The 23876-nt window shown below is 69.0% G+C and carries 20 protein-coding genes and 1 pseudogene; 8 read left to right on the top strand and 13 right to left on the bottom strand.

All coding sequences use genetic code 11. The features are described 5' to 3' along the window. Nucleotides 1-65 precede the first annotated feature (65 nt). On the top strand, nucleotides 66-1694 hold the full coding sequence (locus AB0M14_RS13985; RefSeq protein WP_364993757.1) for a CocE/NonD family hydrolase: 1629 nt from the start codon (nucleotides 66-68) through the stop codon (nucleotides 1692-1694). Between the two features lie 30 nt (nucleotides 1695-1724). Here AB0M14_RS13985 and AB0M14_RS13980 read toward each other — a convergent pair whose 3' ends face one another. Together AB0M14_RS13980 and AB0M14_RS13975 are read right to left on the bottom strand one after the other, a co-directional pair. Beyond that, nucleotides 1725-2288, bottom strand: coding sequence for a helix-turn-helix domain-containing protein (locus tag AB0M14_RS13980; protein ID WP_364995769.1), 564 nt, complete (start codon nucleotides 2286-2288; stop codon nucleotides 1725-1727). Nucleotides 2289-2291: 3 nt separating this feature from the next. Continuing rightward, a pseudogene (locus tag AB0M14_RS13975) lies at nucleotides 2292-2450 on the bottom strand (helix-turn-helix domain-containing protein); the annotation flags it as partial. Between the two features lie 238 nt (nucleotides 2451-2688). Between AB0M14_RS13975 and AB0M14_RS13970 the strand changes: the two are divergent. Continuing rightward, the gene (locus AB0M14_RS13970; RefSeq protein ID WP_364993755.1) at nucleotides 2689-3876 is read left to right on the top strand and encodes a cytochrome P450; all 1188 of its coding nucleotides are present in this window, start codon (nucleotides 2689-2691) and stop codon (nucleotides 3874-3876) included. Nucleotides 3877-3904: 28 nt separating this feature from the next. Here AB0M14_RS13970 and AB0M14_RS13965 read toward each other — a convergent pair whose 3' ends face one another. Genes AB0M14_RS13965 through AB0M14_RS13955 form a run of 3 tightly spaced genes read right to left on the bottom strand, consistent with a single transcriptional unit; the run spans nucleotide 3905 to nucleotide 7010 of the window. After that, on the bottom strand, nucleotides 3905-5146 hold the full coding sequence (locus tag AB0M14_RS13965) for an acyl-CoA dehydrogenase family protein (protein ID WP_364993753.1): 1242 nt from the start codon (nucleotides 5144-5146) through the stop codon (nucleotides 3905-3907). A gap of 53 nt (nucleotides 5147-5199) precedes the next feature. Next, nucleotides 5200-5841 (bottom strand): response regulator transcription factor, encoded by a 642-nt coding sequence (locus AB0M14_RS13960; RefSeq protein ID WP_364993749.1) that lies wholly within the window; start codon nucleotides 5839-5841, stop codon nucleotides 5200-5202. Further along, entirely contained in the window at nucleotides 5838-7010 is a 1173-nt protein-coding gene (locus AB0M14_RS13955) for a histidine kinase (protein ID WP_364993746.1), read from the bottom strand. Before AB0M14_RS13955 ends, AB0M14_RS13960 begins: the two co-directional genes overlap by 4 nt. 177 nt (nucleotides 7011-7187) lie before the next feature. On the opposite strand from AB0M14_RS13955, the gene AB0M14_RS13950 reads away from it, so the two are divergent. After that, nucleotides 7188-8687, top strand: a complete 1500-nt coding sequence (locus tag AB0M14_RS13950) for a multicopper oxidase domain-containing protein (RefSeq protein WP_364993743.1) — start codon at nucleotides 7188-7190, stop codon at nucleotides 8685-8687. Here the strand turns inward: AB0M14_RS13950 and AB0M14_RS13945 are convergent, their stop codons facing one another. Continuing rightward, nucleotides 8688-10058, bottom strand: coding sequence for an AarF/ABC1/UbiB kinase family protein (locus AB0M14_RS13945; RefSeq protein ID WP_364993739.1), 1371 nt, complete (start codon nucleotides 10056-10058; stop codon nucleotides 8688-8690). A gap of 127 nt (nucleotides 10059-10185) precedes the next feature. Here AB0M14_RS13945 and AB0M14_RS13940 point away from each other — a divergent pair, with 127 nt between their 5' ends. Together AB0M14_RS13940 and AB0M14_RS13935 are read left to right on the top strand one after the other, a co-directional pair. Then, nucleotides 10186-10812: a TetR/AcrR family transcriptional regulator gene (locus AB0M14_RS13940; protein WP_364993737.1), complete on the top strand. Its 627-nt coding sequence runs from the start codon at nucleotides 10186-10188 to the stop codon at nucleotides 10810-10812. Between the two features lie 205 nt (nucleotides 10813-11017). After that, nucleotides 11018-12316, top strand: a complete 1299-nt coding sequence (locus tag AB0M14_RS13935; RefSeq protein ID WP_364993734.1) for a helix-turn-helix domain-containing protein — start codon at nucleotides 11018-11020, stop codon at nucleotides 12314-12316. On the opposite strand, the gene AB0M14_RS13930 is transcribed toward AB0M14_RS13935, so the two are convergent. After that, nucleotides 12313-13137, bottom strand: a complete 825-nt coding sequence (locus tag AB0M14_RS13930) for an alpha/beta hydrolase (protein WP_364993732.1) — start codon at nucleotides 13135-13137, stop codon at nucleotides 12313-12315. The genes AB0M14_RS13935 and AB0M14_RS13930 overlap by 4 nt on opposite strands. A 17-nt stretch (nucleotides 13138-13154) precedes the next feature. Beyond that, entirely contained in the window at nucleotides 13155-13763 is a 609-nt protein-coding gene (locus AB0M14_RS13925; RefSeq protein ID WP_364993729.1) for a TetR family transcriptional regulator, read from the bottom strand. A 115-nt stretch (nucleotides 13764-13878) separates the two neighbouring features. On the opposite strand from AB0M14_RS13925, the gene AB0M14_RS13920 reads away from it, so the two are divergent. Further along, the gene (locus AB0M14_RS13920) at nucleotides 13879-15648 is read left to right on the top strand and encodes a long-chain fatty acid--CoA ligase (protein ID WP_364993726.1); all 1770 of its coding nucleotides are present in this window, start codon (nucleotides 13879-13881) and stop codon (nucleotides 15646-15648) included. Between the two features lies 1 nt (nucleotide 15649). Here the strand turns inward: AB0M14_RS13920 and AB0M14_RS13915 are convergent, their stop codons facing one another. Then, complete coding sequence (locus AB0M14_RS13915; RefSeq protein WP_364993723.1) at nucleotides 15650-16246, bottom strand: helix-turn-helix domain-containing protein; 597 nt, start codon at nucleotides 16244-16246, stop codon at nucleotides 15650-15652. Here AB0M14_RS13915 and AB0M14_RS13910 point away from each other — a divergent pair. Then, a complete protein-coding gene (locus AB0M14_RS13910; protein WP_364993720.1) occupies nucleotides 16227-19394 on the top strand; it encodes a carboxyl transferase domain-containing protein in 3168 nt (1055 codons plus the stop codon). The genes AB0M14_RS13915 and AB0M14_RS13910 overlap by 20 nt on opposite strands. Here the strand turns inward: AB0M14_RS13910 and AB0M14_RS13905 are convergent. After that, a complete protein-coding gene (locus AB0M14_RS13905) occupies nucleotides 19369-20511 on the bottom strand; it encodes a nucleotide pyrophosphatase/phosphodiesterase family protein (protein WP_364993717.1) in 1143 nt (380 codons plus the stop codon). The genes AB0M14_RS13910 and AB0M14_RS13905 overlap by 26 nt on opposite strands. A 297-nt stretch (nucleotides 20512-20808) precedes the next feature. On the opposite strand from AB0M14_RS13905, the gene AB0M14_RS13900 reads away from it, so the two are divergent. Further along, the gene (locus tag AB0M14_RS13900; RefSeq protein WP_364993715.1) at nucleotides 20809-22050 is read left to right on the top strand and encodes an oxygenase MpaB family protein; all 1242 of its coding nucleotides are present in this window, start codon (nucleotides 20809-20811) and stop codon (nucleotides 22048-22050) included. On the opposite strand, the gene AB0M14_RS13895 is transcribed toward AB0M14_RS13900, so the two are convergent. The 3 genes from AB0M14_RS13895 to AB0M14_RS13885 form a co-directional block, all read right to left on the bottom strand. Further along, on the bottom strand, nucleotides 22031-22903 hold the full coding sequence (locus tag AB0M14_RS13895; RefSeq protein ID WP_364993711.1) for a sigma-70 family RNA polymerase sigma factor: 873 nt from the start codon (nucleotides 22901-22903) through the stop codon (nucleotides 22031-22033). The genes AB0M14_RS13900 and AB0M14_RS13895 overlap by 20 nt on opposite strands. Then, on the bottom strand, nucleotides 22900-23253 hold the full coding sequence (locus tag AB0M14_RS13890; RefSeq protein WP_364993709.1) for a VOC family protein: 354 nt from the start codon (nucleotides 23251-23253) through the stop codon (nucleotides 22900-22902). The genes AB0M14_RS13895 and AB0M14_RS13890 overlap by 4 nt, the downstream gene beginning before the upstream one ends. Nucleotides 23254-23317: 64 nt before the next feature. Next, entirely contained in the window at nucleotides 23318-23875 is a 558-nt protein-coding gene (locus AB0M14_RS13885) for an SRPBCC domain-containing protein (protein ID WP_364993706.1), read from the bottom strand. Between the last annotated feature and the right edge of the window lies 1 nt (nucleotide 23876).

Raw genomic sequence — 23876 nt, 5'->3', positions numbered from 1 at the left:
CGACAGCGCTGTTCGCGACTCCGCTCCATCTCCGACGGCCGATGACGCCCTCGAAAGGACTGACCATGTCTCACGCGCGTTCGAATCAAGTGCGGCTGCTGGCTCCCGATCAGGAAACCGATGCCGAGGCGGTGGTGAACTGCCTGCTCAGCGGCAGCACGACCGGGGTACCCGAGTATCTGGTCGACGACATCGCCGCGGTGCGGGCACAGAGCACCCTCGGCAAGGTCCAGATCCCCGGAGAAGGCGGTGTCCTGCTCGACGGCATCGCCGCCTGGCCGCTCGCCCAGGGCCCGCATCCGCTCATCGTGCTGCCCGCCGGACTGGACCCGGCGGGATGGAAGATGTACTCCGGAGCCATCATTCGGCTGCTGATCCGCGGCTACGCCGTCATCGCCTACACCGAGCGCGGCCTACCGGGCTCTGAGGGCGAGCTGACCGTCGCCGGTCCCGAGGACGTTTACGACGGCAGCCACGTGATCGACTGGGCGCTGGCGCACTCCCAGCTCAACGCCGACCCGGACCGGATCGGCATGGCCGGCATCTCCTACGGATCCGGCATCAGCCAGCTCGTCGCCCAGGCCGATGTCCGCGTGAAAGCCGTTGTCGCGCTGAGCACCTGGGCAGATCTGGGTGCGGCGCTCTATGACAACGGGACGCGCCACACCGCGGCGGCGGAGGCGCTCGCCGCGATCAGCGACCGCCCCAGCGGCGAACTGCTGAAGGTGCTCGACGACTTCCGGGCCGACACCAATATCGAGCAGGTGCTGGACTACGCGCACCGCCGCTCTCCGGCCCACCTGCCCGAGCTGCGCGCGGTGCCGACCTTCTTCACCAGCTTCTGGCACGAGACGATCTTCCCGCAGAACCAGCTGCTGACCTTCTTCGACCGCTACCCCGGCCCCAAACGCCTGGACCTGGCCGTGGGCGACCATGGCGCGGTGGAGATCCCGGGCCTGCTGCTCGGGGTGTACACCCGTACCACCGAAGCCGCCTACGCCTGGTTCGACCGCTATCTCCGCGGCATCGACAACGGGATCGATCGCGACGGCGCGGTGCACACCGAATCCATGCACACCTTCGGCACCGCCGCCGCGACCGATCTCGAATCCTGGATGCGGCCCGCCCGGCGCTACTACCTGACCGCACCCAACGGTCAATCTCCGGACGGCGCACTGAGTCTCGAAGCGCCCGCCGATTTCGGCCAGAGTTTCCAAGCGGGCGGTCAGCAGGTCCAAGCCGTCACGACCCTGGTCATGGACGGGTTCCGGGAGCGACTGCTCGTTCCGCACCGGCAGCAACTCGCCGAGGTCGACCGCTCCGCGGGAGCGGTGTGGAGTACACACTCGTTCGCGCAACCCCAGCACCTCGCGGGGATTCCCGAAGTCGCGCTGACTCTCGCCACGTCCGCGGACTCGGCCACCGTCATCGCCTACCTCTTCGACCTGAATCCGTTCACCGGCGCCATGCGGATCATCACCCATGCCGCGGCCACGGTGCAGAACGAATCAGGCCAGCCGAGTGAGCTGCGAATCCAGTTGCAGGCCACCGACTATCACATTCCGATCGGCCACAAACTGGTCCTGATCACCGACGCCCGAGATCTGCTCTACTTCTATCCGGATCAACCCGATACGGGCGGCACGGTGACACTCTCCGGCCCGGCTTACGTCGACATCCCCGTCGCGTCCTAGCCGGAGCAGCGCGGCCGCCGGCGCCCTCGGTCAGCGGTCGCGCTGTGCCGCAACGTCGAGACCCGTCGTCGCACGCCAGCGTTCCGCGGCACGGATCAGTTCGTTGCCGAGTTGTTCGAGGAAGCGCCCAGCGAGGGCGAGCCGGGCGCCGGGCGCGGTGTCGGCGCCGAAGAGCGCCGCGCCGCGCAACGCGCTGTCGGCCAGGCGCTGGTTGGCGTGGAAGGCGACCATCGCCGAGCGGTAGTCCGCGTCGTCATCGATGAAATACCGGTAGCGCCTGCCAGTTTCGTCGCGGCGGCGGCTGATCAGGCCTTGGTCGGTCAGCAGACCGACCGCGAGCGAGATGGTCGCCGCGCTGACCTGGAGGTGCCGCGCGAGCTCGGCGGCGGTGCGGCTACCGGTTTCGGAGACATAGAGGCAGGTCATCACCCCGGCGGCGGTACGCGGTAAGCCGGTGTCGATGAGGGCCGCGGTGAATTCCGCGCTGAACGCCGCCGTGGTCTCGGGATCCGGACCGGCGGGTTCCTCGGTCAGCGGCAGCGTCGCCGAGCGCGGCGTGCGCCGGGCCCGGTGTGTGGTGGCGAGTTGCGCCAAGTCCGCACGGTATCGGCCCGGTCCACCATTACGCGCGACCTCACGACTCACCGTCGACGTGGGACGACCCAGGTCCCGGGCGATCCGCGCATGGTCGAGGCCCTGTGCCAATCCGGCGGCGATCTTGCGACGGTCGGTACTGGTGAGTCGCCGTCCGGGCATCGTGTCTCCTCGATTCGATCGCCGTCCCGCCAGTATGCGTGCCCACCCTAGATCGTTGCAACGCAGCTGCGCCGGAGCGAGCATTAATCGGCAATGTCATTGCAATCGCAAATTATGCCATTGAGCTGCATCAATAGGCCATTCATGGCGGCCTCCTCCGTTGACCGCACTTCAACTCGAACCTAACTTCGAATCAGAGCCGGACACCGGTACTCCGCACCGATCAGCGAGGAACACCATGACCGAGACGATCGCCGACCTGCCCACGCACCGCACCCCGGGCCACCCCTTCGATCCCCCCGCGGAACTGACGCGCATCGCCGCCACGGCCCCGCTCACACCACTGGCCTTCCCGGACGGCACCGAGGGCTGGCTGGCGACCAGCTACGCCACGGTGCGCCAGGTGCTGTCCGACCCACGGTTCAGTTCACGCACCGAACTCATGCGCCCACTGGAGCCGGGCTACGAGGGCGTGGCCGCGCCGCCCGCACAGCCCGGCGACTTCCTCGGCATGGACGCCCCGGCGCACACCCGCTACCGGAAACTGCTGTCCGGCAAGTTCACTCCGCGCCGGATGCGGCTGCTCACCGAGCGGATCGAACTCGTCGCCGCCGAACACCTGGACGCCATGCAGCGCCAGGGCGGACCGGTGGACCTCGTCACCGCCTTCGCCCAGCCGATCCCCGCCGTGGTGATCTGCGAACTCCTCGGCGTGCCCTATGCCGACCGGGCGAACTTCCAGGCGGACGCCGCCAAGGTCACCGGAGTGGACACCACCCTGGAAGGCCAGTACGAGGCCTTCGAGGCATTGAGTTCGTATGTGCGCGAACTGATCACGGCCAAACGCGCCGCACCGACCGACGACGTGCTGAGCGACCTGACCACCAGCGACCTGTCCGACGACGAACTGGCCGGGATGGGCGGCCTGCTCCTCGCGGCCGGTCTGGACACCACCGCCAATATGATCGCGCTGGGAACCTTTGCGCTGCTACAGCATCCGGACCGGTGGTCGGACCTGTGCGCCGACCCGGACCGGTTCGACCCCGCCATCGAGGAACTGCTGCGCTACCTCACCATCGTGTCCAACCTCTTCCGGGTAGCCCTCGAGGATGTCGAACTCGAGGGACAGCAGGTGAAAGCCGGAGCCAATGTACTGCTGGGTCTCGCCGCGGCCAACCGCGATCCGGCGAAGTTCGACGATCCGGACAGCTTCGATATCCGCCGCAACGCGGTCGGCCACGTCGCCTTCGGCCACGGCGCGCACCTGTGCCTCGGCCACCACCTGGCCCGCGTCGAGATGCGAGTCGCGTTCTCCGCCTTGACCGCCCGCTTCCCGGGCTTGCGCCTGGCCGTCCCCGCCGCGGAGGTGCCGCTGCGTGAAGGAACCGACATCTACGGAGTGCGCGCCCTTCCGGTGACCTGGTAGCCCAGCCGCGCGGCAGCCCGGATCGCGGTCAGGCCCCGAGCAGCCCCTTGGCGATGTGGGTGACCTGGATTTCGTTGCTGCCCGCGTAGATCATCAGCGACTTCGCGTCCCGGGCCAGCTGCTCGACCTTGTATTCGCGCATGTAGCCGTTGCCGCCGAAGAGCTGGACGGCTTCCATCGCGACCTCGGTGGCGGCGCGCGAGGAATAGAGCTTCATCGCCGACGCTTCGGCGAGGGAGACCTTTTCGCCCGCGGCGGTGCGCTCGATGGCGTTGAAGACCATGTTCTGCACGTTGATCCGGGCGACTTCCATCTCGGCGAGTTTGAGCTGGATCAGCTGGAATTGGGCGATCTCGCGGCCCCACAGCTTGCGGGACTTCGCGTAATCGACGCACAGCCGGTGACATTCGTTGATGATGCCCAGCGCCAGGGAGGCGATGCCGATGCGTTCGGCGGCGAAAGACTCCTTCGCACTGTCCTTTCCGTCGCCCTTGGCCGGGTTCTCGGTTTCGCCGAGCAGCCGGTCCTTGCTGATGCGGACGTTGTCGAAGAACAGCTCGCCGGTGGGCGAGGAGTTCATGCCCATCTTCTTGAACGGCTTGCCCTGGGTGAAACCGGGCATGCCCTGATCCAGGACGAAGCTCAGCACCTTGCGGTCCCGGCGGTCCACCCCGGCGTCGCCCTCGTCGAGTTTGGCGTAGACGACGGTGACATCGGCGTACGGCCCGTTGGTGATGAAGGTCTTCTGGCCGTTGAGGATGTAGTCCTCGCCGTCGCGGCGCACGTAGGACTTCATGCCGCCGAAAGCGTCCGAGCCCGAGTCGGGTTCGGTGATCGCCCAGGCGCCGACCTTCTCGAAGGTGACCAGTTCCGGCAGCCAGCGCTTCTTCTGCGCGAGGGTGCCGCGGCTGCGGATGGTGCCGACGGTCAGGCCCAGCGAGACGCCCATCGACGCGACGAGCCCCAGGCTGATTCCGGCGAGCTCGCTGTTCAGGATGACGCCCATGCTGCCCGCGCCGCTGAATCCGGACGACTTCCCGGATCCCGCGGGGGCTTCGCCGCGCTCCTTGGCCTCTTCCTTCGCGATCGCCTTGGCCAGGCTCTCGCGGGCCAGCTCGTCCATGCCGAAGGTGGCGTACAGCTTCCGGATGATGTCGAAGGGCGGCAGCTCACCGCTCTCCAGCTGCTCGACGTGCGGCTTGACCTCTTTGTCGATGAACCCGCGCAGCGCGTCGCGGAACATCAGGTCGGTGTCGGACCACTGGTACATCGTGCAAACTCCCACGGGATCGCCGGAACGGTGTCCTCAATATAGAACACGTTCTAGTTGAGTTCCGAGCCGCGCCGGTGCGCGTAGACCGCCAGGCGGACCCGGTTGTCACAGCCGGTCTTGTCCATCAGGTTGGCGACGTGGGTCTTCACGGTGGTGACGCCCATGTGCAGCCGGTCGGCGATCTCCTGGTTGCTCGAGCCGTCGCCGACCAGGGCGAGCACCTCGCGCTCGCGCGGAGTGAGGGCGACCGGGTCGGGCGCGGCGTCCGGTCCGGCGGCCAGCGCGCGGCCGACCAGCCGGGGTACCAGCGCGGGCGAGAAGGGCATGTCACCGTCCACGGTGCGCCGGATGGCGGCGAGCAGATCCGTGGCGGCGGTGTCCTTGACGAGGAAGCCCGCGGCGCCCGCCGCGAGCGCGGGGTACAGGTGCTCGTCGTCGTCGAAGGTGGTGAGCACCAGAACCTTTGCCGCCGAACGCGATCCGGTGATCTGCCGAGTCGCCGCGACACCGTCCATGCCGGGCATCCGCAAATCCATCAGGATCAGATCGGGGTGCAGTTCCGCGCACAGCCGGACCGCCTCGACACCGTCGGCGGCCTCCCCGACGACCCGCATGTCGGGGGTCGATTCCAGCAGCATCCGCAAACCCGTGCGGATCAGGCGCTGGTCGTCGACGAGCAGCACGGTGATCATCGCGGCATCAGCTCCCGGGTCGCGGTCGCGGGCAGCCAGGCATCGACCACCCAGCCACTCGCCGCCGGCCCGACCGCGAGCTCGCCGCCGGCGATGTCGACCCGCTCACGGATCCCGATGATGCCGTGCCCCAGCGGATTCGGCGGCGCGCCCGGTCCACCGCTGGCTATCCGCACCGCGATGCCGCCGTCCTTGCGCAGCACGGTGACCTCGACCGGCCGCGCCCGGTCGGCATGCTTCATGACGTTGGTGAGCGATTCCTGCACGATCCGCAACAGCGTGAGCCGCCCGACCGCGTCCAGGCCGGACGGGTCGGACAGGAGCTCCGCGTCGATGACGAAGCCGGCGGCGCGGGCCCGCTCGACCGCCGCGGCGACCTCCCGGCCCAGCGTCTCCGATTCGACCAGCGCGACCGCGCCGAGATCGGGATCGCGCAGCGCGACCAGTAGCCGGCGAATGTCGGCGAGCGAGTCGGCGGCCGCGCCGTGCACGTCGTCGAGCACCGAGAGCACCCGGGGATCCGGATCGGCCAGCACGTGCCGGGCCACCTCGACCCGCAGCACGATCGAGGCCATGTGGTGCGCCACCAGATCGTGTAACTCCCGGGCCATAGCGCTGCGTTCGGCGGCGCGAGTGTGCGATTCCGCCTCCGCGCGGCGCGCTTCCGCGGCGCGGGCTTCCAGCCGGAACTTCTCGGCGAGATCGCGCTGCGCGCGCAGGTACAGCCCGAGCAGGAGCGGCAACCCGGCATAGGCGATCGTCTCCACCGCGGTCGCCGCGCGCCAGAACGGCATGTGGTCGAACCACAGTCCGATCAGCAACGCCGCCGACCAGCAGGCCGCGACCAGCGCCACCTTGCCGCGGCTGTGCGTGCGCATCACCGCGTCGGTGAGCGCGACCGCCCCGAGGTAGGGCACCAGACCCGACAACCCCCACGCGTCCGCCAGGAACAACGGGACCGCCAGCGCGGACAGCGCCACCGACACCGACACCGGCCACCGGGCGCCCAGCGCCGGCAGCGCCGCCGCCGTCATCGCGAGCAGCCAGTAACTCACCGGCACCCGGTATTGGCCGGGAAAGGTGCTCGCGAGCAGGAGCAGCGGAACCAGCACCAGGGGTACACAGCGCAGCAGCAGCCACTGGTCACGACGCGGAGCGGTTTCGGTCACGCACCCACGGTAGGGGACGTGCGCGCCGCGCCGCCTCCTACCTGGGCAGGAGGCGGCGCGGCGCTAGTTATCACACAGCAAGCATCGGGGCAAGGGTCTCGGGCAGGAGCGCGGCGCCCCGGATTCGCGGCCCGTGGGCGGAGGGACCCCGGGCCCGCGCCGACCACGATTTCCGGTATGACATTTTCGCGAAGGGGGTTCCTGGCCGGGCTCGCGGCCGCGCCGATCGCCGTCAGCGCCGGCTGCGCGCTCGGGCGTCCGGACGCCCCGGTCACGGGACCGCGCCCGCTGCCGATCCCGCCGCTGGCCGACTCGGCGGTCGGCGCGGACGGCGTGCGCAGATTCCGGCTGACCATCGCACCGGGCAGCACCGAGATCCTTCCGGGAAAGCACACGCCCACCTGGGGTGTGAACGGCCCCTATCTGGGCCCGACGCTGCGCGCCCGGCGCGGCGAACCGGTCGCCTTCCAGATCCGCAACGACCTGCCCGAGCCGACCACGGTGCACTGGCACGGCATGCGCGTGCCAGCCGCCATGGACGGCGGACCGCATCAGACGATCGCCCCCGGCGGCAGCTGGGCGCCGTCGTGGACCATCGAGCAGCAGGCCGCCACCCTCTGGTACCACCCGCATCCACACGGCGGCACCGAGAAGCACGGCTATCGCGGCCTGGCGGGGTTCTTCCTGATCGACGACGACGCCGCCGACGCGCTCGAGCTGCCGAACGACTATGGGGTGGACGATATCCCGCTGGTCATCCAGGACCGGCGTTTCACCGCGGACGGGGCGCTCGACGAATCCGATCCCACCGACATCGGCCTGCTGGGCGACACCATCGTCACGAACGGCATTGCCGGAGCCTACTTCCGGGCGCGCACGTCCCGAATCCGGTTGCGCTTGCTGAACGGATCCTCTGGGCGGCTCTACAACCTCGCCTTCGCCGACGATCGCGAGTTCCAGGTCGTCGGCACCGACGGCGGTCTGCTGCCGCGGCCGATCGGGCTCACCCGGCTGCAGCTCAGCCCCGGCGAACGCGCCGAGATCGTGGTGCCGATCCGCGCCGGCGATCGGGTCCTGTTGCGCGCGTTGCCGATCGAGAATCGCGGCGACATGGACCCGGTGGAAGCGCGCGAGTTCGGCTTCGACGACAGTTTCGACATTCTGGAGCTGCGCGGTGCGACAGCGGTGAAAACCGCCGCGCTCGTGCCGGATTCGCTGATCCCGCGAGCGGCGATCCCGGCGGCCGGCGCGGCCGCGAACCGGCGCTTCGATTTGCAGTGGTTCCAGATCAACCATCAGCAGATGGACATGAATCGCATCGACTTCACCGTCGCCCCCGAGAGCACGGAGGTGTGGACGGTGCGCAATGTCGACAACTGGCCGCACAACTTCCATGTGCACGACGTGCAGTTCCAGATCACCGAAATCGACGGCGCCGCACCGCCACCGGTGCTGGCGGGCTGGAAGGACACCGTCTACACCAAGCCCGGATCCAGCTACACCCTCGTCATGCGGTTCTCCGGGCACACCGACCCGACGTATCCGTACATGTACCACTGCCACCTGCTGCTGCACGAGGATCACGGCATGATGGGCCAGTTCCTGGTGCTCGGCCCCGGGCAGCAGCCGGCCCCGATGTCCATGCCGATGCCGATGTCACACGGCGGGCACGGCTGATCACCGTCCCGCGTGCCACCCCGCCAGCACGCGCCCGATCTCGGTGACCGGCGGGTCCTGGTAGAGCCACTCACGCGCGATCCGGTGCCAATTGTTGGTGGTCTCCAGCTGGCCGAGCGCGGCGAAGGTGAACAGATCGGCGCGGCGGGAGAAGACATGCTCGGGCGGAAGGCGAAGCTGGCGCATGCCTTTGAACTCGGCGGCCCGGGGATCCACGGCCATGATCACCGCTCCGGTGGCGAGCTCCGGGGTGATGGTCATCTCCTCGTCCAGCAGGTGCCAGCCCGCGGCGGCCCACACGTAATCCAGGACTTCCGGTGCGCCGACCGGGGAATCGGCGTCGATGACGCCGTGCTTGACCCACGCGTCGTAGAGGTCCTGGGCGCGGTATTCGCCCGCGGCGCGCAGACCTTCGCGCTCGAAGTCGACGCGGACCGGATCCATGTGGTGATAGAGCCCGAAATCCACGAACCCGACGCGGCCGTCCGCGGCGTACAGGATATTGCCGGGATGCGGGTCGCCGCAGAATTCGTAGTCGGAGAACAAGGATCCGACGTAGAAGCGGTACACCAGTTCACCGACCCGGTCACGATCGGCGGCCGGTAGTTCGCGTATCTCGTGAAACGACTGTCCCGCAACGAATTCCGTGACAAGGACGTGCGGGCCGCAGAACTCCCCGATCGCTTCCGGCACGGTGATGAACGGGTGGCCGCGATAACGCTCGGCGATCCGATGCTGGGTCAGCGCTTCGCGCTCGTAGTCCAGTTCACTGCCGATATTGCGGGCGATCTCCTCCAGCACGTCGTTGTCGGCCGCGCTGGGCAGCACGGACTTCCATAATCGGCTGAACATCGCCAGGTTGCGCATGTCCGCCTCGACCGCCTCGTCGACGCCCGGATACTTCACCTTCACCGCGACCTCGCGGCCGTCGTGCAGCCGGGCCCGATAGACCTGGCCGATCGACGCCGCGGCGATCGCGGTCTCGTCGAAATCGGCGAAAGCCCGCGTCAAGGAGCCCAGATCCCCCTCGATCACCTTCCGCATCCCCGCGAACGGCACCTCCGGCGCCTGATCGCGCAGTTCGGCGAGCTTGACCCGGAACATCTCCCGGTGCGACTCGGGCATCAGGTCGACGTCGAGCACCGACAGCATCTGCCCGACCTTCATCGCCGCGCCCTTGAGCCCGCCCAGCACCGTGACCAGCTGCTGCGCGGTCTGCAGCGTGGATCGTTCGGCCAGCACCTCGCGCGCCAGTTCCGGTCGCCCGATCATCGACAGCCGGGTGCCGACGCCCCGGATCGCCTGGCCCGCCACCAGCGCGCCGATCCTGCCGCCGCGCGCGAGCCTGCTCTTCGGTACCCGACCGGTCATCACACCTCCGTTGATCCACCACATTCCACCCCATCACGGCGTCTCATGATCGGCAATTCGCCCACGGACGGCCGGGTCCATGCCTAAACTGAGCGCCGCTCATTTCTCGACACGGCAGGAGGCAACGATGCCGTCCAAAGCGTCGGGTCAGCGGCGGCGCCCAGCCCAGGAACGCGCCAAGGCGACCCGGGAACACATCCTGGACACCGCCGCGGCGCTGTTCGGCGAACGCGGTATCGCCAATACCTCGACCAATCGCATCGCGGCCGAGGCCGGGGTGAGCATCGGCACCGTCTACCGGTACTTCTCCGACCGGTCCGTGATCGTCGAGGAACTGCTGCGGCGATTGCTGGAAACCATCGAACAACGCTTCACCCAGCAGATTTTCGGCCTCTCGGACCGGTCCACGCTGGAGATGGTGACCGGCATTCTCGAGGTGCTCGCCGAGGAGCTGGCCGCACAGGCCCGGCTGGTCCGCGCGCTGGTGGAGGGCGTGCAGTTCTACAGCAGCGGCATCCCCGAATTCGAGCCGCGGCTACGGCTGCTGGTCAAGGTGATGGTGATCCAGATCCTCGGCCCCGGCGACGATCACGAGTACGACGTGATGACGTTCGTGCTGATCAATACCTGTTTCGCGGCCGTGGTCCGGTCCGCGGCGCTGGAGGTCGACGCCCAGGCCCGCCGGGAGGCCATCCAGATGACCGCGCGGATGATCGCGGCCTGGACCGACAACGAACGCGACCGCGCGGCCTGAAAAGTGAGCACCGACCCAGTAATCGCTCGCGCGGGCACTCCGCCGCACGGCGCGGTCACCGGCATTTTCCCAGGTGCACCCACCTCTTTGCGGGCATTCGCTGAGGTTCCGAAGAGGAGTAGAAGGTGAGTTCGTTTGCAGTTTACGGTTTCTGCTAGAGCGGGTAACACCTACCGCTGCTAGTCGTTCGGAAGAAAGGTCACCGATGACCGTGGACACATCGCACAATTCGGGCCGAACCCGTCCCGGAACATCGCTGGCCGAACCGCTCCGGAACGTCCGCGCCCTCTCCCGCGAGATGGTCACGCATTTCCTGGAGACGGTGGCGTCCTGCCGCACCCTGCCCGGGGAATCGCTCGACGGCGACGTCACTTCCGTCACCCGCATGTGCCTGGAACTGGCGGTCAGCATGCTGGACGGCACCGACGCCCCGGAGAAGATCCGCCGGCTCGAGCACGCCGCCGCGCAGTGGGCGCGCGAAGGCGTCCCGATCGACACCGTGCACCGCGCCATGCACGAGGGCTTCCGGCTCGGACTCGACCTCGTGATGAGCGCGGCCACCGGCCATCCCCACGACGACGATCAGGAACTGCTGGTGCTGCGCCGCGGCGACTACGACGATCTCGTCGTCGGCGCGCGCATCGTCGTCGACATTCTCGACACCATGACCTCCGCGGTTTCGAAAGCCTATGTGCGCGAACTGCGTTCGGTCGTCCGCGAGCACCACCACGGGGTGCACACGATGACCTCCGCGCTGCTGGCCGGGCATCCCAGCTCCACCATGGCCCGGGAATCGGGCATCGAGATCGCCGACCGTTATCACGTTCTGGCCCTGGCTATTCCGGCGCATCCGGAGGAAGCCAATCCGGCCGTGGACCGCACGGTGGTCGCGCGCCGCAAGCTGCGCCGCGTGCAGGCCGTGCTCGCCACCGTCGGCGACACCGTGCTGTCGCTGCTCAGTGTGGACGGCGGCACCCTGCTGATCCCGGCCGACGCCGAGACCGTCGACCTGGACCGCCTCGTCGCTACCCTGTCCCAGGCGGGGCAGGTGCCGATCACGGCGGCCCTGGTCTCGGTGGCCACCGCCGATATCCCCGGCGCCGCCGATCAGGCCCATCAACTGCTCGACATGGTGCACCGGCTACGGCTCGAACGCGGGCTCTATCGCTTCGACGACCTCGCGCTGGAATTCCAGCTGACCCGGCCCGGCCCGGGCCGCGAACAGCTGTGCACGCTGCTGGACCCGCTCGATTCGCATCCCGAGCTGCTGGGCACCCTGCACCTGCACATCAGCAACAACCTCAACCGTCAGCGCACCGCGCACGCGCTGCACGTGCACACCAACACCGTCGACTACCGGCTCAAGCGCATCGCCGCGATCACCGGTTTCGATCCGAGCCAGGCCAGCGGGCTGTGGTACCTCCGGTCGGCGATGGTCGCCCGCAGCTACCGGGACCAGCCCGACTCGGCGAAATCCGTTGTTCCGCAACGCCAGCCGGGCTAGCTCGCCTTCGGCTGGGCCGTCGCCCGGGTCACCCAGTCGATGACCGTGTTCGCGACCAGCTCGGGGTCGTCGAACATCGGGACATGGCCGACGCCGCGGTTGGTGTGCCAGGTCGCCGCCGGCGCCAGCGTGCGCCATGGGTCCGAGTAGCGCGGCATGGTGAGCAGCCGATCGTTGCCGCCCCACGACATCAGAACCGGAATCCCCAGGTCGCCATAGGGTTCGGTCTGCGCGACCACCGGGCGCGGCAGGTCCTCGATCAGCGTGCAGGCCAGCGCGTCGTAGCAGGCGACCAACGCTTGTTCGGCGGTCAGCTGATCGCCGCGCTCGCAGACCAGGCGCAGCATGCCGCGGCGCAGGACCGGGACCCGCAGCAGCGCGGGCAGGCCGGGCAGGCCGAGTTGCAGACTCTTGCGCATCAGGTGGAACAGCGCGGGAACACGGGTTTCGGCCGCGGTCCAGCCACCCGCCGGCGCCAGCGCCACCACGCTGCGGGCCCGGCCGCGCCGGGCCAATTCCATGGCGGCCCACCCGCCGAGGGAGTTCCCCACGAGGTGCGCGGTGCCGATTCCGGCTTCGTCCAGCGTGGCTTCGAGCACGTCCAGCACGCCGTCCATGGTGAGCGGCCGGACGCCAGGGCGGCCCGCGTGCCCGGGCAGGTTCGGGGCGAACACGTCATAGCGTGCGGTGAGCGCGGGCAGCACCGGTTCCCAGCAGCGCCACGTGCTGGTGGCGCCGTGCAGCAGCACCAGCGGCTCGCCGGATCCGGCGCGGAAGTGCGCGGGCGGGGTCGGCGACACGCGCCGGGCCGAGTTCGTCATCGTTGACGAGTCCTTTCCTATTCGGGTAGCAGCAGAACTGCTGTCAGCTCGCCGAGCGAGCGCGCCGTCTCCGCGGGTGCCGCGGAGGGCCGGATCATGTGGCTGAAGCCGAGGCGGACCATGCTCTCGGCGAAGAACTGCACGTCCACGCCGGGTCGAATCAGATCGCGCCAATGTTGTTCGGCGAAGGCGACATAGAACTGCGTCACCGCCTCGACGAAGGGCGCCGAGCGGGTGGTGGCCAGCGCGAGCAGCTCACCCGGCCCGTCCGGCGGGCCGTCCAGCACCGAGCGCACCAGCGGATCCGCCGCCACGGTGGCGAGCAGGAACTCCGTGATCTCCGTGACCGCGGCGACCGGATCGTCGTGGTGCCCGGTCAGCCGGCTGGCGATGCCTTCGAGGTAGTGGTTCGTGTGCCGCCAGGCCATCGCCTCCAGCACACCGGACTTGGATTCGAATTCGTTGAAGACCGTGCGCCGGCTGACGCCCGCACGGCCCGCGATGTCGGTCATGCGGATGGTCTTCCACTCGGCGGCGGCGGCCAGCTCGGTGGCCGCCTCGAGGATGCGCTCGCGGACCAGCTCGCGGGCGGCGGCGCGCACGGAGGGCGTTCGACTGCTCGTCACCGTCGTCATTCTTCCTTGCCACCGCCTACGTCCCGGTTAACCTTTCGCTTGCACTCTTTGCCATTCAGAGTGCACGATTAGCACTATCGCGTCAATAAAGTGCAGAGGAATGTGAATGAGCGACACCTACGCCACGGCGGCAACGACGATGTGCGCGGCGTTTCAAGCCACCGTCCGGCGCGACCCGGACAAGATCGCGGTCCGCGCCCACGACGACAGCGTGACCTTGACGTTCCGCGAATGGGACGCGCAGGTCCGCGCCCTGACCGCCGGCTTCGCGGCGCTCGGCGTCGCCCGGGGCGACGCCGTGGCGCTGATGCTCACCAACCGGCCGGAGTTCTATCCGATCGACGTGGCACTGCAGCACCTCGGCGCGACCGCGTTCTCGATCTACAACACCTCCGCGCCGGAACAGATCCGATATCTGCTGACCGACTCGGGCGCGAAAGTCGTGGTATGCGAAGCACAGTTCGCGGCGCGGATCACCGCGAGCGCGGACGGCGAGGTCACTGTCGTCTGCATCGACGGCACACCGCCGGACACCCGCGCGCTCGGCACTGTCGCGGCGCAGCGCGATCCGGATTTCGACTTCGAATCCACGTGGCGCGCGGTGCAACCCACCGACGTTCTGACCCTGATCTACACCTCCGGCACCACCGGCGACCCCAAGGGGGTCCAGCTCACGCACGCCAACATGCTCGCGATGATCGACGCGACCGAACGCAAGGCGGGGTTGACCGCCGCGACGCGGTTCCTGTCGTTCCTGCCCTCGGCACATGTCGTGGACCGCTGGTCGGCGCTCTACAACCTGCAAGTGGTCGGCAATCAGGTGACCACCGTCGCCGACCGCGCCGATTTCCTCGCCGGACTAACGGCCGCGCGGCCCACGATTTTCGGTGCGGTGCCGCAGGTTTGGCAGAAGCTGCGGGCCGGTATCGAGCAGCGCGTCAGCGAGGCGACAGGTATCCGGGCGGGTCTGGCCGGGTGGGCGCTGCGGGTCGGACGCGTAGCCGCCGACATTCGTTTGGACGGCGGCGCGCCGAGCGCCCTGCTGAGTCTTCAGGAGCGCGTCGCCGACGCGCTCGTGCTGTCGAAACTGCGCACCGCCGTCGGCCTGGACGCCGCCGAGGTCGCGATCTGCGGCGCGGCACCGGTGTCCCCCGATGTGCTGCGTTTCTTCCACGGTGTCGGCATCCCGCTCTCCGATGGCTGGGGGATGTCGGAACTGTCGGGCATGGTGACCTTCTCCCCACCTGGGCAGATCCGGCTCGGCACCGTCGGCACGGTGATGCCGGGCAACGAGATCGCGGTCGCCGAGGACGGCGAGGTGCTGGCGCGCGGGCCGATCCTGATGCTGGGCTACCTCGGTAAACCAGAGCAGACCGCCGAGGCCATCGACGCCGACGGCTGGCTGCACACCGGCGATATCGGCGCGCTCGACGCCGAGGGCTACCTGACCATCGTGGATCGCAAGAAGGAACTGATCATCAACGCGGGCGGCAAGAACATGTCGCCGTCGAACATCGAGAACTGGATCAAGGCCTTCTCGCCGCTGATCGGCCAGGCCGTCGCCATCGGCGACAACCGCAAGTACAACGTCGCCCTGATCTCCCTCGACCCCGACACCGCGGCGGTCTATGCCGAAAAGGCCGGTGTCGCAGCCGATCCCGCCGTGCTGGCCAAAGATCCGGAGGTGTACCGGCGGATCGAGCAGGCCGTGACGCAGGCCAACGCGAAACTGTCGCGGGTCGAGCAGATCAAGAAGTTCACCATCGTGCCGGACTTCTGGGAACCGGGCTCGGAGGTGCTCACTCCGACCATGAAGCTGCGGCGCAAGCCCATCAACGAGCGCTACGCCGCCGTCATCGCGGAACTCTACGGCTGATCTAGAGGCCGAGCAGCGTCTGGCTGACTCGGAGCATCTCGTCCAGGAACGCGGATCGGGCGGCGGCGGTCGCCTCGCGCCGGGCGAGCATGCCATGGGTGATCGTGTAGCCGATGGTCTCGGCGATGACCCGATGGGCGGCGGCCGGTGCGATGGCGCCGGCCGCCGCCTGCCGGTCGAGGTAGCGGGTGAAACGGCGCAGCGGACGTTCGTTGATCTCCTCGGCGAGCGCGGCGATCCGAGGGTCGACGGCGCCGCGCTGATCGATCAGCCGCAGCAGCGGTCCGGCGGCGAGCACCGCGGCGCCGTAGGCGCGGATGGTCGCCGCCAGGGCGGCACGGGGATCGGCGTCGGCGGTCTCGAATTCCTGGGCGGCGAGGAAATCGTCGCGGACCCGGGCGGCCAGCGCGCGGAAGATCTCCTCTTTCGAGGCGAAGTAGACGTACAGCGTCGCCCGCGAGACACCGGCTTCGGCCGTGATCGCCGCGACGGTGGTGTCTTCGTAGCCGCGCGCGGCGAAGACTCGTGCGGCGGCGTCCAGCAGTTCGCGATGCCGGGGAGTTTGCGAGACTGGCGGCGTGAAGATTGTCGTCGCCAATCGGGGCGAAGTCGCGGTCCGGATTCTGCGCACCGCACGGGAGCGTGGGCACTCGACCTACCTGCTGTGCACCAGCGAGGAGAGCTCGGCGCTGCCCGCCCGGCTCGCCGACGAGGTGGTGCCGCTGCCGGGAACCGGGGCCGCGGCATACCTGGACGTGGCTGCCGTGGTGCGGGCCGCGAGTACGGCCGGCGCGGGTGCGCTGGTCCATCCGGGCTATGGATTCCTCAGTGAGAACGCCGCTTTCGCTACGGCGTGCGCGGCGGCCGGGCTGGTGTTCGTCGGCCCGGATCCGGGCGCGCTCGAAGTCTTCGGCGACAAGCTCACGGCCCGGAAGGCGGCCCTCGACGCCGGGCTGCCGGTACTGACCGCCACCACCGCCGGAGCGGGGCTGCCCGCGATCGAAGCGCTGCTCGCCGGCCAACCGCACGGCGTGATGATCAAGGCGACCCATGGCGGCGGCGGCCGGGGCCAGCGGGTGGTGCGCGAATCCGGCGCGTTGGCCGACGCCTACGAACGCTGCCGATCGGAGGCGGAGGCCAGTTTCGGCAACGGCGCGCTCTACGCGGAGGCGCTCGTGCCCGACGCCCGGCACATCGAGGTTCAGGTGATCGGGGACGGCGCCCGCGCCGTCGCGCTCGGTGACCGCGATTGCAGCGTGCAGCGCCGGCGGCAGAAGCTGATCGAGATCGCACCGGCCCCGAACCTGGCTGCCGGACTGCGGGATCGGCTGCACCGCGCTGCCGTCCGGGTCGCGGAGTCGGTCGGCTATCGCGGACTCGCCACCGTCGAATTCCTGGTCCGCGACGACGAAGCCTGGTTCCTGGAGGTCAATCCGCGCCTCCAGGTGGAACACACCGTCACCGAGGAGACCACCGGGCTGGATCTGGTCGCGGCGCAATTGGCGCTCGCACAAGGCAACACGCTCGACGACCTGGATCTGCCGGACGCGGCGCCGCGGGGTTTCGCGATTCAGGCCCGGGTGAACGCCGAACTGGTCACGCCGAGCGGTGATCTGCTGCCCAGCACGGGGACGCTCACCCATTTCACGGCGCCGACCGGTGCGGGGGTGCGGGTCGATACCGCGGCCCAGCCGGGCCTGCGGGTCGGCGCGCACTTCGATTCGCTGCTCGCGAAGGTGATCGCTCGCGGCCATTCGTATCCGGCCGCGCTGCAACGCTGTTCGGATGCGCTGGCCGAAACCGTGGTAGCGGGCGTGGACACCAACGCGCACCTGCTGCGGGCCGTCCTGGACGAGCTCGCCGCGCACGGACCGGTGTCCACCTCCTGGTTCGAGCAGCACGCGGAGCAGTTGATCGCGGCCGCCGCGGACCTGCCGGCAATCCCGATCGGCGATGCTTCGAAGCCCGAAAACTACACCGCGCCAGCACTTCTCGAGGACGAACAGGCCCTCCGCTCCCCCATGGGCGGCACAATTGTCAGCATCGCCGCACCCGGAACCGTCGTCGCCGCCGGTGGCGAGGTCGCGGTCCTCGAGGCGATGAAGATGGAGCACGTGCTGCGCGCCGAGACGCCGCTGCTGGTACGGCGCGCCTTCGCCGCGACCGGAGCCGTGATCGACCCGCACCAGCTGCTCGTCACCTGGACCGGCGCCGAGCACGACGGAACCGCCACCGCGGCAAGCGAAATCGACCTCGACGCGGTCCGCCCCGATCTGGCCGAGGTCCGTGAACGCCATCGGATCGGGCTGGACGAGGCGCGCCCGGAGGCGGTCGCCAAACGCCGGCGCCTCGGCCGGCGCACCGCCCGCGAGAACATCGCCGATCTGGTGGACGAGGGCAGTTTCCGCGAGTATGGTGCCCTCGCGATCGCCGCGCAACGCAAGCGCCGCAACGACGCCGACCTCATCGCGAACACCCCCGCCGACGGCCTGATCGGCGGCATCGCGACTATCAACGCCGGCCGCGCGGTGGTGCTGTCCTACGACTACACGGTGCTCGCCGGCACCCAGGGGATGCGCAATCACTGCAAGACCGACCGGATGCTGGACCTGGCCTACGAGCAGCGGCTCCCGGTGGTGTTCTTCACCGAGGGCGGCGGCGGGCGGCCCGGCGACACCGACTACACCGGCGTCTCCGGCCTCGAGGTGACCACCTTCCGCGCGATGGGCGCGCTCTCCGGCCGGGTGCCGTTGATCGGCATCGCGTCCGGGCGCTGTTTCGCCGGAAACGCCGCGCTGCTGGGCATCTGCGATGTCGTGATCGCCACTCCCGACGCCAATATCGGCATGGGCGGGCCCGCGATGATCGAGGGCGGCGGGCTCGGGGTGTACGCGCCCGAGGACATCGGGCCCATCGAGGTGCAGCGGCGCAACGGTGTGGTGCACGTGGTCGCCCGCGACGAGGCGCACGCCGTCGACATCGCGCGGCGCTACCTCGCCTATTTCCAGGGCGGTGTCGCCGAGTGGACCGCGCCGGACCCGCGACTGGCCCGGCATGTGGTGCCGGAGAACCGGTTACGCGCCTATGACGTACGGGCCGCTATCGAGTCCGTCGTCGACGTCGGCTCGATGCTGGAACTGCGGGCGGACTGGGCAGTCGGCGTCGTCACCGCGCTCGTCCGGGTGGAAGGGCGGCCCTTCGGGCTCATCGCGAACAACGGACACCACCTGGGCGGTGCGATCGACGCACCGGCGGCGGAGAAGCTCAGCGCGTTCCTGCGGCTGTGCGACGCGCACGGCCTGCCGATCGTATCGCTGTGCGACACACCGGGTTTCATGGTCGGACCGGAGGCCGAGCGGGAGGCGACGGTCACCAAGTTCGCCCGGCTGTTCATCGACAGCGCCGCGCTGTCGGTGCCCTTCGGCACCGTCGTCCTGCGCAAGGGGTACGGCCTGGGCGCCCAGGCGATGGCGGCCGGCTCCTTCCGCAGCCCGCGCTTCGTCATCGCCTGGCCGACCGGCGAGATCGGCGGCATGGGCCTGGAAGGCGCGGTGCGGCTGGGCTTTCGCAAACAACTCGAAGCGATCGAGGATCCGGCCGAACAGCAGCGCACCTTCGAGGCGATGGTGCAGCTCGCCTACGCCAACAGCAAAGCCCTCAACGCCGCGGCCGTCAACGAACTCGACGACGTGATCGATCCCGCCGACACCCGGCGCTGGATCACGACGCTGGCGGGCGACTGCTGATCAGCGGAACCAGCTGCTCGTCGGAGGTCCAGGCGCCGTGGTGGCCGATCAGATTGGACTCCAGCGGTTCTCGCTCCGGGCAGACCAGCACGGTCCGATCCTTGGCGACGGCGAGCAGATCGCCGATGCGCCGCGCGATGACGGGCTCCGGCGGCGTCGGGCCGAACCAGTGCTCGTCCAGCGCCTCCTCGCGGCTGACCACCCGTGCGTGCGTAGACAATTCGCCGGACCACGCCGCCATCACGTCGGGCAGCGCCTCGGGTCGCTCGAGATAGACGTGCCGTACCCGCGGTTCGCCCGCGATCAACCGCACCCCCTGCTGCAGGTGGCCGCGCACGTCGAGGTCGATCACATTGTCCGCGTGGATCATTCCGTGATCGCCGGTGATCAGCAGCGTGCAGCTCGGCGGGAGGTCGGTCAGCAGTCCGGCGACGAACGCGTCGACCTCGCCCAGCACCGTCAGCCACTGTTCCGATTCCGGCCCGCACAGGTGACCGGTGGCATCGAGATTCGGGAAGTAGGCGTAGGCGAATCGGGACCGCGTGCCGGAATGCCCGGCCACCGCGAGGATTCCGGCGCGGACCTCGTCGAGCGTCTTGGCCGGGTGCACGGTGCCCGCGGCGCGAAAGACGGCTCTGGTCAGGCCCGATTCGGCCTGGAACGCCGGGATCACGTAGTGCACCTCGACGCCGTGCGCGGCGAGATCCTGTAAGCGGCTGGGCCGCGGCTGCACCACCTCCGGCGGAAACTGCTCGCGCGCGTCCACACCCGTGGCGGCATCCAGCCGCCAGGTCAGCGAGTTGAGCAGGCGCAAGTTGCCGTCGTCGGGCAGGGCGAAGGAGTAGCCGATGACGCCGTGCGTCGCGCAGGGCGCGCCCAGCGCGAGACTGGCGAGGCTGGTGGCGGTGGTCGCCGGGAATCCGGCGGTCAGGGTGTGGGTGACGTGGGCGGCCAGGGTGGGCGCGACATCGGTGTGCCGCGCGAGTAGCTCGGCCCCCAGCCCATCGATCAGCAACACCACGACGTCTCGATTCGGTTCGAGCCCCAGCGGGTTGGGACCGCCCAGACCGAAGGACGCGGCGACGGACGGCAGGACATCGGCGAGTGTGTACGGCATCGCCTCGAATAGTGCCGTGTGCGTGCCGATTCCGCGAGTGCATAGAACTCGCGTGTCCGAGCGGCTGCCGCCGTACGCGGCGAACGGCGGGCTAAGTGTCTATTTATTCTTGCTATGCCCACAGCAAGATCGGCTGCGCGCGACCCGCGACGACCAGCGAGTACATCGTGAACAGACCAGAATTCGCAAAGCCCGGACATGTGTCCAGCCTCGAGCTAAGTTACTACTAATTCTTCGCAATATGAGACGCCACCGCGAACCCGCGGGCAGCGCTCGGCTCGATGAGGAGTAGCGACGATGGATAAATTCAGCAGACGCAACGCGATCAAAGTGGGCGGCGCACTGGGTGCGCTCGGCACGCTGGCCGCCGTCTCACCCGCCCGGGCGCAGCCGTGGACGTGGTCGCCCCAGGGGTCGGTCGCCGGCGACGGCACCGGAATCGACCCGCTGACGGTGTGGGACGCCGAAGCCGATCCGGTGGTGGCCGGGCTGATCGACCGCGGCGAAGTCCCCCGGGTCAACGAGCTCCTGCGCACCTGGACCAGGAACGGCCAGCCCCTGCCCGCCGGACTGCCCGGCGAGCTGCGGGACTTCATGGAATACGCTCGGCAGCTCCCGCACTGGACCGACCGGGGAAAGCTCGCCACCGCGGTCGAGTTCAACAAGAAGCGCGGCCTCTACCTCGGCGTCCTCTACGGCCTGGCCAGCGGCATGATGAGCACTGTCATTCCCAAGGAGGCGCGCGCGGTCTACTACTCCAAGGGCGGGCACGACCTCAAGGACCGCATCTCCAAGACCGCGAAACTCGGCTACGACATCGGCACCCACAACGCCTACGCACCCGACGGCGAAATGGTGGTGACCTGCGTCAAGACCCGGCTGGTGCACGCCGCGGTCCGGCACCTGCTCCCGCAGTCGCCGCACTGGGCCTACGTCGCCGACGAGGACATCCCGATCAGTCAGAACGACATCATGGTCACCTGGCACAGCCTGCCCACCACCGTGATGAAGCACCTCACCGCCTGGCGCGTCCCGATCCCCGTCCACGAATCCGACGCCTTCCTGCACTCCTGGCAGGTGGCCGCCCACATGCTCGGCGTGCGCGACGAATACATCCCGGCCACCTGGCCCGAAGCCAATTCCCAAGCGGCCCAGGTGCTCGACCCCATCCTGGCCGCCACCCCCGAGGGCGCCAAGCTCGCCGATCGCCTACTCCGCCTGGGCACCCAGATCGATCTGGCCGTGCTCACCAAACCGGTCCTCGGCTCCTTCACCCGTTTCCTGCTCGGCGACCCGATCGCCGACGGCCTGGCGATTCCCCGCGAACCGGTCTGGGACCCCTTGCTCCGCTTCAGCTGGGGTCCCTTCATCGCCGTCCGCGAAGGCTTGCTTCCGGTGGTTCCCCTTGCCCCGGAAGCCTATTGGCTCTTCGACGAGTTCCTCCGCCAAGCCGCCCTCATCTACCTGGCCGAACTGCGCATGCCGATCAGCATCGAAATCCCGACCATGAACCGGGATCTCAACCAGCCGCCACGCTGAGCCCAGCGAGTTTCACCGGATCGGTAATGATGTGGATCGCCGCGATCCGGCCTCCGGCGACCGTGAACGCGGTGGCGGACAGCGGTGTTCCGTCCGGACGCCAGGACAGGTGGCCGGGGCGACCGTCGACCAGCACCGGCTCTTGGCGGGCGACCTCGCCGGAGAACCTGCGGGCGCCGGCGGCGACCTCGGTGGCCCCGAGCACGACGACGACGCCGTCCGGGGTATCGACAGTCAGCTTCACGTTCGGGTCGAGGACGCGTAGCAGGGCTTCGAAGTCGCCGCCCACCGCGGCGGCGCGGAAGGCTCGGAGGACCTCACGATGCTCGCGGCCCGGGTCCGCCGGGCGGTCCGTAGCTTGGACCTTGCGCCGGGCGCGGCTGGCGATCATCTTCGCGGCGTCGGCGGATTTGCCCAGGATATGGCCGATCTCCTGGAACGGGACCGCGAACATGTCGTGCAGGACGAAGGCCAGGCGTTCGCTCGGGGTGAGCGAATCGAGCACGACGAGCAGGGCTAGGCCGAGCGAGTCGGCCAGCGCCGCTTGCTCATCCGGCTCGAGGTCGTCGTCCGGAGTGGTCACGAGGGGCGAGAACTCCTGCCCGTAAACAGTTTCCGGGTGGGCCTGGCGGGATCTCAACAGGTCCAGGCTGATTCGGCCGACGACGGTCGTCAGCCAGCCCGCCAGGTTGCCGATGGTCGCGGCGTCCTGGCGGATCAGGCGCATCCAGGCTTCCTGGACGACGTCCTCGGCGTCGGCGTGCGAGCCCAGCACGCGGTAGGCGACGGCGCGCAACCGGTCGCGCTGGGCTTCGAACGCCTCGGTCACGAGGCCGGAAGGATCGGCGGTCACGGCTGCCGCTGCTGCCGCAACGAGATCCGGTTGCCGTCCGGATCGACGGCCTCGAGGCGGAGCCCGAAGGGATACTCTTCGGGCCCGGCCTGATCGAAGGTGACGCCGCGTTGCCGGAAGATCTCGAAATCCTTTCGCAGGTCGTCTGATTCGAGGATCACCGGACCGGGCGCGGCAGGCTGCCCCGCCACCGGCGGCTGCGACCAGAGGATGATCTGTACCGAGCTGCCGGGAACTCCGACGGTGAGGAAACGCCCCTCCGGCCCCGGGGCATCGATCCGCGTCTCCAGTCCGAGCCCCTCGGTGTAGAACCGCAGCGCGCGGTCCTGATCGGTCACAGCGATTGTCACGTACATGATGTTTGTCAGCATGTAGTTATGACGAGCGCCGGCGCGGAAAGGTAACCGGACCGGCTTACGCGGAGGACGGGTCGATGAGCTCCGCGTACTGGCGCTCGTACTCCGCGACCAGATCGTGGGCGGGTTCGGTGACTGGGTGGCCGTCGAGCAAGTCGGCCAGGGCGGCGAGGCAGAAGTGGTATCCGGCGGCGGTTCCCGAATTGCCGTGCGGGCCGGGGGCGCCGAACCAGATCGTGGTCAGCAGCCGGGAGCCCGTGCCGGCGGCGTGGATTTCGAAGCGGAGATGTTCGTCGTCCCAGAGCACTTCGAAGAGCCGGGGCGGGTCCCAGGTCAGGATCTTGCCGGGCAGTTCCGGGTCGTCGAGGTCGACGCCGGCCGCCGCCAGTTCGGTGTCGGCGGATTCGACCGTCTCCGGCCAGAACCGGAACCGGACTTCCGCGCCCGCCCGGCGCTCGCCGAGGATGTCGGCCGGAAACCAGTGCCGCAGATGGTCGGATTCGGTGAGCGCCCGCCAGAGCTTGGCGGGCGGGTGCGCGAGCGTGCGGTCGTAGCGGATTCCGACGCGGTCGCCGTCGCGCAGAATCTCGCCGAGCCGCTGGTTCACTCCGGTCATG

It is taken from the genome of Nocardia sp. NPDC051832, from assembly GCF_040681285.1.
Classification (GTDB): domain Bacteria; phylum Actinomycetota; class Actinomycetes; order Mycobacteriales; family Mycobacteriaceae; genus Nocardia.
The sequence above is the reverse complement of the archived record's forward strand: the minus strand, read 5'-3'. Positions and strand labels throughout refer to the sequence as shown.